Genomic DNA, 14,038 nt, shown 5'->3' on the forward strand with positions numbered 1-14,038 from the left:
GCCGCAGGAGGCCGCAGGCCCGATCCAGCGCGCAACCGTACAGTCGGATGCAGCCTGCCTTTCCACGCTGCGTTATCGGCCGGCCCGGTTAAGCTTGGGCACTCTCCTCGACAGGTGCTTGGCTCATCCGATGAAAGAGATGCCGAAGGCAGACGAAGCTTCCCGCCAGCAGGTGCTCGACGGTTATCGCATCGTCGACAGCCTGCCCGAAGACACCTACCAGGACATCGTGCAGGTGGCCGCGGCGTTGTGCGAGACGCCGATCGCGCTGATGTCGCTGGTGGACCGAGACCGCCAGTGGTTCAAGGCGCGACTGGGCGTGGACCTGCAGCAAACCGACCGTAGCCAGGCGGTATGCGATCACGCCATCCGCGAGCCCAGCAACCTGATGGAAGTGCCCGACCTGACCCAGGACCCGCGCTTTCGCGATATTTCCGTGGTGACTGGCGACACCGGCGCGCGTTTCTATGCCGGCATGCCGCTGGTGACCGACGACGGCGTGGCCCTGGGCACCGTCTGCGTGCTGGACACCGAGCCGCGCCGGCTCAACGACATGCAGCGCACCGGCCTGCAGGCATTGGCCCGGGTCACGATGAACCTGCTGGATGCGCGCCAGCAGGCGCTGCAACAGGAACGCGAGGCCATCCTGCAACCGGCCGCCGATGCGGCGGTGGGAACCAGCCAGGCCAGCAGCGACGATCCGTATCGCCTGGTGATCCTGGAGGTGCAGGAACTGGCTGCCCTGGCCGAGCGCCAGAGCGAGCGCCTGCTCGGCCGCGCCTTGCAGGACCTCGACCAGTCCTTCGCCACGCTGGTGCAAGGCCCCGGCAACAGCATCGACCGGGTCACCGACAGCGCCGAATTCATCGCCGTGCTGCGCGGCCCCGATGCCGAGCGCACCCTGCAGGCCCTGCGCGAGGTGGCCCAGCAGCAACACCCGCTGGGCCTGACGGTGTTGCTGGGCGAGGCACGCGCCAGCCGCGCGGACGAACCGATCGGGCAGGTGTTCCTGCGCGCGGAAATCGCGCTGAGCGCAGAGAAGGACCGTTACCGCCAGCATCTGGCGTAGGCATCGCTCCGCAGGCGTACCCTCACCCCAACCCCCGCTCCGCGCCCCGGCCCGCGCCATTGGCGCGGGCGCTCCAAGGCACATGCGCCAATGGCGCGTAAGCCATGCCTTCTCGCCCCGGCGGGAGAGGGGCATGAATCGATTCTCCGGCGGAACAGGGGCTTGAAGTGCTCGCCCGGCGGGAGAGTGGCTCGAATTGCTTCAGTCTGGTCTGCCATTGAACCCAAGCGGCCAAACAACAACTCCAGCACGCAACAGCGTCCGTCGCGTCTGAAGCCCTTTCCCGCCGAGATGGGATGGGGTGAGGTGCGGCAGTGCTGCGGTGCTCGACGTCACGATGACGGTACCGCGCTCCCAACTGCTTTGAGACAGCAACGAAAACTCAGCACTCACCCCACCGCGCACTGCTTCAGTTGCCGGTCCGCGTACCACAGCGCGCGGCGCGCCATGTCGTAGGCGTTGTCGGCCTGGCGCGGCAGCAGTTGCGCGGCCATCACCGGATCGGCGCCGTTGTTCAGTGCGTGCTCGGCGCGCTCCAGATCCGACAGATGCGTGCGCACCGGCGACAGCAGCGAGGTGCGCCGGGATGCATCGCAGCGTGCGCTGCGTTGCTCCAGCGATGCCAGGGCGTCGCGGATGCGGCGGCTGGCTTCTCCCTTGAGGTCGGGCGGGCTTTCGTGCGCGATCGGTGCGGCCTTGTAGGCATCGCCGGTCGCCTCGCTGCCCAGATCGGCCTGGTTGCCGGCCAGTGCGGGATTGAAGCGCACATCCGGCGGCGGACGCGCCTTGGCTACCTGCGTCTGCGGCCCGTTGAGCATGTCGTTGAACTTCTTCATGCCGCGATCCATTTCCTGCATCGCCACATCGCCCAATGTGCCATCGCTCTTCCAGTCCTTGGCAAAGCGCGTTTGCTGGTACTGCACCGGGTTGACCCGCTCCATCACGCTGCGTGCTTTCGCTTGCGCGCGCGCGTCGGTCATGCCCGGCGGCACCGCAGCGCCTGGCGCCAGCGGATCCAGCCGGGTGTCCGGCGGCATGCGCAGGCGGCCTTCGCGGGTGTACAGCTGGGCGGCCATCGCATCGTTGGCCGATGCATTGGCCGCCGCCACCTGGCGCTGCGGCGGTGGCGTGCGTGTGGGCGGCGGCGCAGCACGTGCGGTCGATGCGGCGGCGGGCGGCCGTCGCTCGGCCTGCGTTGGCGGCACGGCCGGAGCCGGCTGCGTGAGCGGCTGGCGTGGCAGGAAATACACCTGCAGACTTTCGTCGTGGCGTACCGACTGACGCGGGGCTGGCATGTACAGCAACAGGCAGGCAAGAAAAAACAGGATGGCGCCCGTGCATGCGGCTGCAGCCATATGCGGGACAAGCGCTTCCTTCCTGCGGGTAATCACTATGCGGGAGACCGGTGAGGTGGGAGGGTTGGCAATCGCTTCTGCAGTCACGGTGCCGAGCGCACAAATCTAGCGGGCCCGGCGTTTGCGCGCGTTCGAAATTCGTTGTCCGGCCACTCAGCCCCAGCCGCCATTCACATTCGCTGGGCATGGCCGGATCGGAGCGCATGGAGCGGGCCTGGTGGCGTGCAGTCACTCGTCGTGGGTGGGCATTCCGAAGTCGACTCGCGATGGTTGGCTCATGCCGCATCACGCGCAGGCAGTGCCCAGATCGGATCGCAGGCTCGCTGTCCTTACGCGTCGTCGGGCAGATACAACCGCTGACAAACCTCGCAGAAGAACGCGCGCCGGCCGGCCTTGCCCAAGTGCTTGCGATACTGCAACGGCGCGCCATCGCGCGGGCAGCTGCTCTTGGTATGCACCTGGAAGTGCTTCTTGAGCACCGCTGCCTTCTTCCACGTATAGAAATCGAAACTGTACTCGCGCGCCTGCGTGACCAGTTCGCCGAGTTTGCGCGCCGGCAAGGCACCCACCCGGCTTTCCGGATGCACGCCAATCCGATGCAGGACCTCGTCCTTGATGATGTTGCCAACCCCGGCAAAGATGTCCTGGTTCAACAAGGCATCGGCTGAGAGCATCGCAGGGGCGGCACGTAGCTTGCGGCGCGCCTGCGCTGGGTCCCAGTGGGGGCTCATGACATCCGCGCTCCAGTCGTAGACCGTATCCAGCGGACCTTCGACGAACTGCACCGAGCACGCATAGACGTTCAATCGCTCGCCCTTGGAGAACTCCAGCCGTAAGCGCGGCACGGCATTGGGCTTGTCTTCGTTGATGCGGTAGCTGCCAAACAGCAGGAAGTGGATGCGTACGCTGAACTGCGCGCATTCGATCAGCAGATGCTTGCCCCAGCTGCGCACGGCCAGCACCTTGCGATGTTGCAGGCGCGCGATGTCCAGCTTGCTGTTGCCGGACACGCGCAGCATCTTGCGGCCCACGAAACGGGCCGCTTCTTCGCGCAGGATGACCAGTGAGGGGCCTTCGGGCATGCCCCAGTATCGAAGCGGCGCGTGAGTCGGTCGTGATCGCTGCGCACACGCAATCCTGACGTGGGCACCGGCATACCGTCGTGTCAGCCAACACCGTCGATGCCATGCCTGCTCGCGCTTCCCTCGCAACTGAGTGCCTCCGGTGTGGCTGCGCAGGCTGGTCGATTCCCGCTGCCGAGCGTGCCGCCTTCGGCGCGGGCGCCAACGTGCTGCAGCGCTACGCCACCCGCTTCAACGCGGTAGAGATCAACTCCTCGTTCCATCGCCCGCACCGCCGCGACACCTATGCGCGCTGGGCCGACAACGTGCCCGAGGACTTTCGGTTCTCGGTCAAGCTGCCACGCAGCATCAGCCACGATGCGCGGCTGCACGCTGCCGGACCCTTGCTGGATGCCTTCCTCGCCCAGGCCGGTGCGCTCGGCGCACGCCTGGGCTGCCTGCTGCTGCAATTGCCGCCCAGTGCGGCATTCGAGGCGCGCGTGGCGGCGAGCTTCTTCGCCATGCTGCGGCGGCGCTGGGATGGCAGTGTGGTCTGCGAGCCGCGCCACGCCAGCTGGTTCACACCGCAGGCGCACGCGGTGATGATCCGTCACCGCATCGCACGTGCCGCCGCCGACCCAGCGCCGCACCCGTCCGCAATCACACCGGACCCCACCACCGGCCCGTCTTACTGGCGTTGGCATGGGAGTCCGCGCGTCTACTACAGCAGCTACGATGCGCCGGCGTTGGCTGCGCTGGCGGCAGCCGTGCACGCTGCGGCGCGGCCCGGTAACGACCGCTGGGTGATCTTCGACAACACCGCCGCCGGCTTGGCCGTGCCCAATGCCTTGCGGATGCGGACCCTGCTGGGCATCGAAGCGGTCGGTTGACGCGCTTCACTGCGTTCGCCGGCCATGCCGTTGCATTGCCGGGCCGCGCATCTAGCTGCCAGGGCGGCTGCGCCGGTGCAACGGCCAAGCTGCACTTTACCCTGACGCATGCCGGCGTGGTGTCGCGCCTGCCGACGCCTGCGCCCGCACTGCATCAACGGTGCCACGCGCCGCAACCGGCCAAGCCGGCTCTGGCGCATTTCTTGCAGTTCCACTGGCGATCCAAGGCGACGCCGCGGCGCTCAAGCTGCTCCGATCCGCGCCGATACGCCAGGATTGGCGCACGTTGCGGCGGCGCGCCGGATCACCTTGCTGAATCCTGTTGCCACCACGCGAAGTGCGCCGGCGTTCCGGCCACCCGCGCGGTCCCGCCCGCCACTTCGGTCGTTTACCATGCCACACGCCACTGCCCGTTCTGGAGATGCCATGAGTTCTGCCGCGCCCCCGTGCTGCACGTCGCTGCTTGGCCTGTCGCTGAGCATGTTCGTCGCGCCGTGCACGCTGACCGCCGCGCCGCTGGAAACTCCGGTTGTCACTGCGCCCGCCTCGACGCCGCCCACGCCGGACCTGGCCTATCCCGAATTGTTCCAGGCGGTGCAGAACGCAGACCTGTTCGAGGACCAGAAGCACTTTGTCGACTTCCTGCCGCTGCGCGACCCGGCGCTGATCAACGCCGACTATCTGGCGCAGCACGACCACCCCGGCTTCGACCTGCGCCGCTTCGTGGACGCCAACTTCGAAGAATCGCCGCCGGTGCAGACCGACGTGATCCGCCAGGACACCGCACTGCGCGAACACATCGACCTGCTGTGGCCCAAGCTGGTGCGCAGCCAGACCCAGGTGCCGGCGCACAGCAGCCTGCTGGCGCTGCCGCATCCCTACGTGGTGCCGGGCGGGCGCTTCCGCGAGGTGTACTACTGGGATTCCTACTTCACCATGCTGGGCCTGGTGAAGAGCGGGCAGACCACGCTCAGCCGCCAGATGCTGGACAACTTCGCCTACCTGATCGACACCTACGGGCATATTCCCAACGGCAACCGCACCTACTACCTCAGCCGCTCGCAGCCGCCGTTCTTTTCCTACATGGTGGAACTGCAGGCCGGCGTGGAAGGCCAGGCCGTCTACCAACGCTACCTGCCGCAGCTGCAGGCCGAATACGCCTACTGGATGCAGGGCAGCGAGGGTCTTGCGCCCGGCGAGGCCGCACGCCACGTGGTGCGCCTGGCCGACGGCAGCGTGCTCAACCGCTACTGGGACGAACGCGATACCCCGCGCCCGGAAGCCTGGCTGCACGACACCCGCACCGCCGCCGAAGTACAAGACCGCCCGGCTGCCGAGGTCTACCGCGACCTGCGCGCCGGTGCCGAAAGCGGCTGGGATTATTCCAGCCGCTGGCTGGCCGACGGGCAGAACCTGCGCACCATCCGCACCACCGCCATCGTTCCCATCGACCTCAACAGCCTGCTCTACCACCTGGAGCGCACCCTGGCCCAGGCCTGCTCGCAACCCGGCGCCGACTGCACGCAGGACTACGCCGCACTGGCGCAGCAGCGCAAGCAGGCCATCGATGCGCACCTGTGGAATGCGGCCGGCTATTACGCCGACTACGACTGGCAAACCAGGACCCTGAGCGACCAGGTCACGGCGGCCGCGCTGTATCCGCTGTTCACCGGCCTGGCCTCGGACGCACACGCCCAACGCACCGCCACCACGGTGCGCGCGCGCCTGCTGCGCCCCGGCGGCCTGGCCACCACCGCGGTGAAGACCGGCCAGCAATGGGACGAGCCCAATGGCTGGGCGCCGCTGCAATGGGTGGCCGTGGACGGCCTGCGCCGGTATGGCGAAGACGCACTGGCCCGCAGCATCGGCGAACGCTTCCTCGGCCAGGTGCAGGCGCTGTTCGCACGCGAGCACAAGCTGGTGGAAAAATACGGCCTGCACGCCGATGCGGCCGGCGGCGGCGGTGGCGAATACGCCTTGCAGGACGGCTTCGGCTGGACCAACGGCGTCACCCTGATGCTGTTGAACCTGTATCCGGGCAAGGACGCCGCGCTCGTCAAGCGCGTGCGCAAGCCCGAGCCGGCAGCGCGCTGACCCTGCGCACGCTGCCGGGCACTGTTCGGCAGCGCTGACGGCCCTTGCATCCCTGGCAGGCAGCAGCACAGGCGGATGACTGCAACACGCATCGCCTGCGTGTTGCGCCAGTGCAGGGCGTACCGGCGCGCTGCAGTGATCGTTGGTTACTGCACCACCGGCCAGCCCTTGCTGTCGTAACCCAGGCGGTTGATGCCCAGCCGCGCATCGCCGCGATCGTCGTAGTAGTGGTAGACCAGGATGTCGCCATCGCCATCGCGGAACACCGATTGCCCGCCCGGCCCATGCATGCTGCCCTGGCCGGCATGGATCACCGTGCCGCCGCCGTTGCGCATGTCCACCCCGGCACGATCCAGATACGGCCCGGTCACCGACCGCGCACGCCCCACGGCGATCCTGTAGGTGCTGCTGGCGCCCTTGCAGCACGCATCGAAGGACACGAACAGGTAGTACCACCCGTTGGCCTGCTGGATGAAAGGCGCCTCCACTGCGCCGGGCGAAGGCCGGCTCGCCAGGCTGTAACGGAACGTATTGCTGGCCAGCTGCTTGCCGGTGCCCGGGTCGAGCTGGATCAGCTTGATGCCCGACCAGAACGAGCCGAACGCGAGCCACCATTTGCCGCTGGCATCCACCACCAGGTTGCCGTCGATGGCGTTGTAGTCGTCGCCGCTGCGTGAGGCGTAGACAATGCCCTGGTCCTTCCACGAGCCCGGCTTGCCGGTGCTGCTGCTGGCCAGGCCAATGGCCGATGCATTGGAACCAAACGACGATGCGGTGTAATACATCAGGTACTTGCTGCCGCGCAGCGAGACATCCGGCGCCCATACCTCGTTCTTCGGGTTATAGGTCTTCACCCAGCCCGGCATGCTGCCGAAGATCGCACCTGCATTACTGAATCTGGTGCGGTCGGTGCTGGTGAGCACGCCCACCGTGGAATAGATGTAATAGCGCCCATCGCCGAGCTTGAGCATCGACGGATCGTGCACGATGGTATCGCCGGTCACCACGCCCGGGCCGGTGGCTGCCCATGCCGCCGTGCCATCCACACCAGACACCGCAACCGCCGCTGCGCACAGCAGTGCAAGCGCACCCACACGCAACGCGCCTGCAGTGCGCACCGGCTCCCATCGATTGCCGCGACCTACACGCATCGTCTTTCTCCTTCGATTCTCGAGATCCCCTGCCACGGCAATCTAATCCGGTAAGGTCTGCTTGAACCCGACGCCGTTCGCAGAAGCGTGCAGGGTGCGGTGCCGACGTGCGCGGTCGTGGTGAGTCGTGGAGCGCCGATGGCCACCGATACATCGCGAATCGTTCGATGGCAGCGCGGCGTTAAGCACCTGCAGGCGCCGAGTCGCGTAACGCCGATCCGCACGCTGCGACGATCAACTTTCTGCAGCGGCGCATTGAATCGTGTTGCAACACACACGCAGTGCCACCGGATCAGCGTGGGTTACCGCGCAGCAGTCCACCGGTCGTTGCTATGTCACCGCACAACACTCGCAAGCGTTTGCCTGCCGCCGCATCGCTGTACGTATCGCTACTCCGCACGCAGGCGCAGGTCGCGGTGACCGATCGCTTCGTTGCCGCTGTAGTCGCGTGCAACGATGCGCAGGACATAGTCGCCCGCCGGCAGCGCGCCAGCCTGCCAGTGGCCGCTGCCGATGCGCCCATCGCGCACGGTGTTGCTGACCATGTAGCGGAAGCGTGTCACCGCGCTGCCGTGCACGGTGATCCCGCTGTCGGGCGCATAGGCGACCAATACCGCATCCGGATCGGCCGGCATGCGATTGAAGACGATCGTCATGCGTGGTGCGTCCTCACCCGGCAATGCCACGCCCTGCGCATCCAGCACCTGGTAGCCCAGCGCATACAACCCCAGCCGGCGACGCGGCAGGTTGCCATCCACTTGATCCCAGGCGTCGACCAAGATCTGCACGCCTGCCGCGCGCGGCACCTGCACCACGCCCTGGATCACCGGCAACGGCTGGCCACCGGCATCGAGCAAGCCGATGCGATCGATGCGTGGCGCGACGTGATCGGCATATCCGGTAAAGCCCAGCTGCACCGCATTGCGCTCGAAGCCATTGGCGCCGGCAGTCAGATGCACATGCGCCATGCCGTTGAGCGTGCCCAAGGCATCGCCGGCATGGAAGCGCGTACCGCGCAGCACCCGCACGCGCTCGGGTTCGCCGTGCTCATCGCGCAACAGGTGGAAGCGTTGCGGATCCAGCACTGCGCCCTGTGCGGTGCGGCCTACGCGCATGTGGATGTAGCCCAGCGTGTCCAGCGCCATGCCCTCGCCCAGTTGCCCCAGCCCCCAGCTGGCATTCGGGCTGAGCACCTTGGCATCGGCGATGGCGACCACCCGCTGGCCGACATCGCCGGCGATATCCAGGCCCGCGTGCAGGTGATCGCGACTGAGCCCCTGGTAGTTGCCGCGCACTTCGCCCAGCGTGCCCACCACCTCGTGCCAGCCATCCTGCGGCTGCAGCGGCCAGCGGCCCTGCGTCTGCGGCAGCGGCAGCGGTTGGGTCGGCGCCGGCCCCACCACCGGCGATGGCTTGGCGATGGCCTCGCTCGCCGGTACCAGACGATGCACGCGGGCACTGCCGGCATCGCCGACATACACCGCACCGCGTGCATCCACTGCCACCCCGGCCGGCCGCGACAGCCGCTGGTCGACGTCCTCGCCACCCAGCATGACGACATGCCCGGCCCGCGACACCTGCAGCACGCGGCCGCTGGCATCGGCGACGTAGAGCACCCCGTCCCGGGTGATGGCCATGCTCGTCGGCCGATGGATCAACCCACTGGCATCGGTGGGCCGACCGCCCAGCAGCGTGGTCACCGTGCCGTCCGGCGCGATACGACGGATCGCATCGTTACGCATGTCGGCCACCCACACGGTGCCATGCGCATCCACAGCCAGATCGGTCGGCGTATCGAAGCGCGCCTGCGCGCCGACACCGCCGGCCATGCCCGGTCGCGTGCCGCCAGCCAGGGTGCGCACCTGGCCGCCGGGTTCGATCACGCGGATGCGATCGTTGTAGGTGTCGGCCACGAAGACGCGCCCGTGCGCATCCACTGCCACGCCGATCGGCCCATTGAAGCGCGCCTGCGCTGCAGCACCGTCGCGATCGCCGGCAACGCCATCACCGGCCAGGGTGGTCACTGCGCCCTGCGGCGTAAGCTTGCGGATCGCATGGTTGCCGGTGTCGGCAATGTAGAGATTGCCGGCTGCATCGAGCGCGATTCCCGACGGCGTATCGAAGGCCGCCGCCGCACCGATGCCATCGGCAAACCCTTCGCGGCTGCCGGCCAGCGAGTGCACGGTGCCCTGCGCGTCCATGGTGCGGATACGGTTGTTGTCGCCGCCATCGGCGATGTACAGCCTGCCCTGCGCATCGATCGCCAGGCCGTAGGGTTCGTCGAACTGCGCATCGGCCGCGCGCCCATCCCGTGCGCCCCGCACCCCGTTGCCCGCCACCCACTGCAGCTGTGCCCTCCAGCCCAGCGGCGTGGCAGCAGGCTCCTGCTTCTCTGCCGCTATGCGCGGCCTGGACATCGACCACCACGCCAGCAACAACGCCGTCGCGGTTGCTGTCAGCAGGATGCCGATCCATCGAATGCGGGGATTCGCCATGCGGTGCGCAGTAGGTTGAGAGAGCGGCACTGTAAGCGGGTTTGCCCTGCTGCGGGGAGCGCGCCGGACCCACGGACGCCGCACGCGGCGCATGCAGGCATGCATCGCCCGCTGCGCAGGCCTGCGCGTATCATGCGCACTCTTTCACTCCAGGACGGAACGCATGGCCGTACGCACACTCAACGAGTTTCTCGCCCACTCCAAGGAAAAGGACGTCAGCCCCGATCCCTTCGAGCTGGAAAACCCGCATCTGCTGGAAGTCCGCCTGGACGGCATGGTGTGGTCCAAGGCCGGCGCCATGGTCGCGCGCACCGGCAACGTCAAGTTCACCCGCGAAGGCCTGCTCGAGCAGGGCCTGGGCAACCTGCTGAAGAAGGCGGTCAGCGGCGAAGGCATGCAGCTGATGAAGGCCGAAGGCCAGGGCCGCGTGTATCTGGCCGATGTCGGCAAGCTGGTCACGCTGCTGCGCTTGAATGGCGAGTCGATCTTCGTCAACGGTAACGATGTGCTGGCGTTCGAATCCGGCATCGAGCACAAGATCACGATGATGCGCAAGGTGGCCGGCATGCTCTCCGGTGGCCTGTTCAACGTGCGCCTGAGCGGCCACGGCATCGTGGCGATCACCTCGCACTACGAGCCGTTGACCCTGCCGGTCACCGCCGCCAGCGGCCCGGTGTTCACCGACCCCAATGCCACCGTGGCCTGGTCGGGCACGCTGACCCCGGAGCTGGTCACCGATGTGTCGCTCGGCACGCTGTTCGGCCGCGGCTCGGGCGAGAGCCTGCAGATGCGCTTTGCCGGCGAAGGCTGGGTGGTGGTGCAGCCGTACGAAGAAGCCAGTTTCCAGGCCAAGGGCTGATCGTGCATGCCCGGCTGCGCGTTGCGTGGCCGGGCAACGTGCCGGCACTGAGCTCATGCGCAACGCGGCGCATATCGCGCTGATCCCGGGACTGCGCCTGGCGTTCGCCGACGCTGTACTGGCCGTGCGCGTAGCCTCGGGACATCAGCGATGGACGTGCAGCTGCGACGGTGCAGATCACTGGCATGACCTCGTGTCGAGGGGATCGCAGAGGGCAGTTCGCAGTTCGACGCCACCAGACACACCACATCCTGCACACGCATGGATCGCGCCGTTTAGATCGACGAGCGCGTGTACGGGTTTCTCTTTTCGGACCTGAAGATCTAGCGTGCCGGTCCAGTCGAATCGGCCTGGATACGCTGCAGGATCGCAAACGCAGCGACCGGTCTCACACCCAGCCACGCTTGCGAAACCACGCCAGCGGAATCACCACGCTCAGCGCGATCACCCCCAGCGCCCAGAAGTAGGCGTCGTGCCACTTGAGCTCGGGCATGTAGGCGAAGTTCATGCCCCAAATGCCGACCAGCACGGTGGGCGGAATGCCGACCACCGAGGCCACTGCCATCACCTTCATCACGTTGTTCTGGTCCATGTTGATCATGCCCAGCACGCTGTCGAGCAGGAACTCGATGCGGTCGTCCATGTGCTGCTGGAATTCGCTCAAGGTGGTCAGGTCCTTGTGCAGCAGACCGATGCGCCTGGCCGCATCGGCACCGAACCAGTCCGGCGTGGCGCTGTCCAGATAGGTCACCAGCCGCAGCATGCCCTGCCCCGCATTGTGCAGGCCGCCCAGCTGCCGGCCCATGCCACCGACCTGGTGCAGCATGCGTTCCAGATCGCGGGTCTTGTGCGGGTTGTCGAATACCTGCCGGGTGGTGTCGGTCACCGCCGCTTCCAGGGCTTCCAGCCGGTCTGCCAGTCGCCCGACCAGCTGGTCGAACATGCGCAGCAACAGATCGTCGGAACTGTGGCAGGGCTCGTGCTCCAGCCGCGCGGCTACCGCCTCCAGCGAGCCGATGCGCTGCTCGCGCAGGGTCACCAGCATGGTCGGCGACAGCGCAAAGCCCAGCGGCGCGGTGGGGCCATCGTCGTCCTGGAAACGCGGCACGTTGAGGAACAGCACCTCGCCCTGGCGGCGCACCCGGCTGGAGAATTCGATCTCGCCGATCGCCGCACGATCCGGCAGCGCGAAGCCCACCCGTTCGGCCGCCTCGGCCAGCTCCTGCGGACCGGGCTGACACAGGTCCACCCAGCACCCCTGCGCGTGGTGGATTCCGGCAATCGGGTGGATCGTGATCATGCGGCAGGCCATGGCGATAGATGGCCGCGAGCATCGTGCCCGGCCTGAGCCGCGTCAACGCTGCGCGCAAACGCGCTCAGCTGGCAGTGGCCTTTATCGCGGTGTTGTGCAGCCAAGAACACAAAGGCCCCGCACTGCGGAGCCCTTGCAATACAGCCAACGCTGCGGCACTTACCCTGTGCGCGTCTGGGCACGCTTCACGACATAGCCGATCGCCAGGATCAGGAACCACACCGGGCTGGCCAGCAGGGCCTGGCGCGTATCGGCCTGCAGGGTCAGCAACACGATCACGAAGGCGAAGAACGCCAGGCACACGCAACACATCACCACCCCGCCAGGCATCTTGAACTGCGATGCTGCATGCTGCTCCGGGCGCTTGCGGCGATAGGCGATGTAGGCGCACAGGATCAGCGACCACACGAACATGAAGAGCACCGCCGACAAGGTGGTGACCAGCGTGAACGCGGTGACCAGATTGGGGATCAGATACACCAGCATCGCGCCCAGCAACAGGCACATGCAGGAGAACAACAGGCCACGTGCCGGCACCGCCGCACGCGAGAGCCTGGCAAATCCCTTGGGCGCATGCTGCTCCTCGGCCAGGCCGTAGAGCATGCGGCTGGTGGAAAAGATGCCGCTGTTGGCCGAAGACGTCGCCGAGGTCAGCACCACGAAATTGATCAGGCTGGCCGCGGCCGGCACCCCGGCCAGCACGAACAGCTCCACGAACGGGCTCTTGTCGGCCACCACCTGCCGCCACGGCGTCACCGCCATGATGGCGATCAGCGCCAGCACGTAGAAGATCAGGATCCGCACCGGAATCGAATTGATCGCCTTGGGCAGATTGCGGCGCGGGTCGGCGGTTTCTGCTGCGGTGGTGCCTACCAGCTCGATCCCGACGAACGCGAACACCGCGATCTGGAAGCCGGCGAAGAATCCGCCGATGCCCATCGGGAACATGCCGCCGTCGTTCCACAGGTTCGCCAGCGAGGCCACATTGCCCGACGGCGAACGGAAGCCCCACGCCACCAGCCCCGCACCGGTGATGATCAGCGCGCAAATGGCGATGATCTTGATCAGCGCAAACCAGAACTCCATCTCGCCGAACAGTTTTACCGTCACCAGATTCAATGCCAGCAGCAACAGCACACACGCAATCGCCGGAATCCACGGCGCCAGGCCGGGAAACCAGAACTGCGCGTAGGCGGCAATGGCGATCACGTCGGCGATGGCGGTGATGATCCAGCAGAACCAGTACGTCCAGCCGCAGAAGAATCCGGCCCAGGGGCCGAGCAGATCGGTGGAGAAGTCGATGAACGACTTGTAGTCCAGGTTGGACAGCAACAGCTCGCCCATCGCACGCATCACGAAGAACAGCATCGCGCCGATGATCAGATAGACGAACAGGATCGACGGCCCGGCCAGACTGATCGTCTTGCCCGAGCCCATGAACAGGCCGGTGCCGATCGCCCCACCGATCGCGATCAACTGCAGGTGGCGATTGGAGAGACTGCGTTGCAGATGATCGGGCGCGGACGGATCGGACATGGGCACGGCACCGGCAAGTGAACAATCCGTCAAAAATACGAGATCGCGCCGGCCGGCACCAGGGGGCTGCAAGAGCCGGCGGCACGGGGCGGCATGCGTCGTACGACGCCGACATGGTGCGTATGGTGGAGGTGTGCGCGGCGAAGCGCTGTCCGCCCGTGCGCGGGCCAGACGCGTTTGGCAACTCGCTCGCCGACGCAGCTCCCGGTCCGGCGC

General features: G+C 66.9%; 10 protein-coding genes. 4 read left to right on the forward strand and 6 right to left on the reverse strand.

Annotation, left to right across the window (positions count from 1 at the left end):
• Positions 1–130: 130 nt before the first annotated feature.
• Positions 131–1,069, forward strand: coding sequence for a GAF domain-containing protein (locus tag ACCQ05_RS18420; RefSeq protein WP_372391999.1), 939 nt, complete (start codon positions 131–133; stop codon positions 1,067–1,069).
• 389 nt (positions 1,070–1,458) lie between these two features.
• On the opposite strand, the gene ACCQ05_RS18425 is transcribed toward ACCQ05_RS18420, so the two are convergent.
• Both ACCQ05_RS18425 and ACCQ05_RS18430 read right to left on the reverse strand, forming a co-directional pair.
• On the reverse strand, positions 1,459–2,460 hold the full coding sequence (locus ACCQ05_RS18425) for a hypothetical protein (protein ID WP_372392001.1): 1,002 nt from the start codon (positions 2,458–2,460) through the stop codon (positions 1,459–1,461).
• Between the two features lie 293 nt (positions 2,461–2,753).
• Complete coding sequence (locus ACCQ05_RS18430; RefSeq protein ID WP_372392003.1) at positions 2,754–3,506, reverse strand: DNA-formamidopyrimidine glycosylase family protein; 753 nt, start codon at positions 3,504–3,506, stop codon at positions 2,754–2,756.
• 104 nt (positions 3,507–3,610) lie between these two features.
• On the opposite strand from ACCQ05_RS18430, the gene ACCQ05_RS18435 reads away from it, so the two are divergent.
• Positions 3,611–4,375: a DUF72 domain-containing protein gene (locus tag ACCQ05_RS18435; RefSeq protein ID WP_372394169.1), complete on the forward strand. Its 765-nt coding sequence runs from the start codon at positions 3,611–3,613 to the stop codon at positions 4,373–4,375.
• 426 nt (positions 4,376–4,801) lie between these two features.
• The gene (gene treA / locus ACCQ05_RS18440) at positions 4,802–6,469 is read left to right on the forward strand and encodes an alpha,alpha-trehalase TreA (protein ID WP_372392006.1); all 1,668 of its coding nucleotides are present in this window, start codon (positions 4,802–4,804) and stop codon (positions 6,467–6,469) included.
• Positions 6,470–6,615: 146 nt separating this feature from the next.
• Here the strand turns inward: treA and ACCQ05_RS18445 are convergent, their stop codons facing one another.
• Positions 6,616–7,620, reverse strand: coding sequence for an arabinan endo-1,5-alpha-L-arabinosidase (locus ACCQ05_RS18445; protein ID WP_372392008.1), 1,005 nt, complete (start codon positions 7,618–7,620; stop codon positions 6,616–6,618).
• A gap of 389 nt (positions 7,621–8,009) precedes the next feature.
• Complete coding sequence (locus ACCQ05_RS18450; protein ID WP_372392010.1) at positions 8,010–10,115, reverse strand: NHL repeat-containing protein; 2,106 nt, start codon at positions 10,113–10,115, stop codon at positions 8,010–8,012.
• Between the two features lie 163 nt (positions 10,116–10,278).
• Between ACCQ05_RS18450 and ACCQ05_RS18455 the strand changes: the two genes are divergently transcribed.
• A complete protein-coding gene (locus ACCQ05_RS18455; protein WP_228963876.1) occupies positions 10,279–10,974 on the forward strand; it encodes an AIM24 family protein in 696 nt (231 codons plus the stop codon).
• Positions 10,975–11,362: 388 nt separating this feature from the next.
• Here ACCQ05_RS18455 and ACCQ05_RS18460 read toward each other — a convergent pair whose 3' ends face one another.
• Both ACCQ05_RS18460 and cycA read right to left on the reverse strand, forming a co-directional pair.
• Positions 11,363–12,274: a CorA family divalent cation transporter gene (locus ACCQ05_RS18460; protein ID WP_372392012.1), complete on the reverse strand. Its 912-nt coding sequence runs from the start codon at positions 12,272–12,274 to the stop codon at positions 11,363–11,365.
• Between the two features lie 171 nt (positions 12,275–12,445).
• Positions 12,446–13,822: a D-serine/D-alanine/glycine transporter gene (gene cycA, locus ACCQ05_RS18465; protein ID WP_372392014.1), complete on the reverse strand. Its 1,377-nt coding sequence runs from the start codon at positions 13,820–13,822 to the stop codon at positions 12,446–12,448.
• Positions 13,823–14,038 lie beyond the last annotated feature (216 nt).

Origin of the sequence: Xanthomonas sp. NCPPB 3582 (genome assembly GCF_041475735.2) — a bacterium.
GTDB lineage: Bacteria > Pseudomonadota > Gammaproteobacteria > Xanthomonadales > Xanthomonadaceae > Xanthomonas > Xanthomonas codiaei.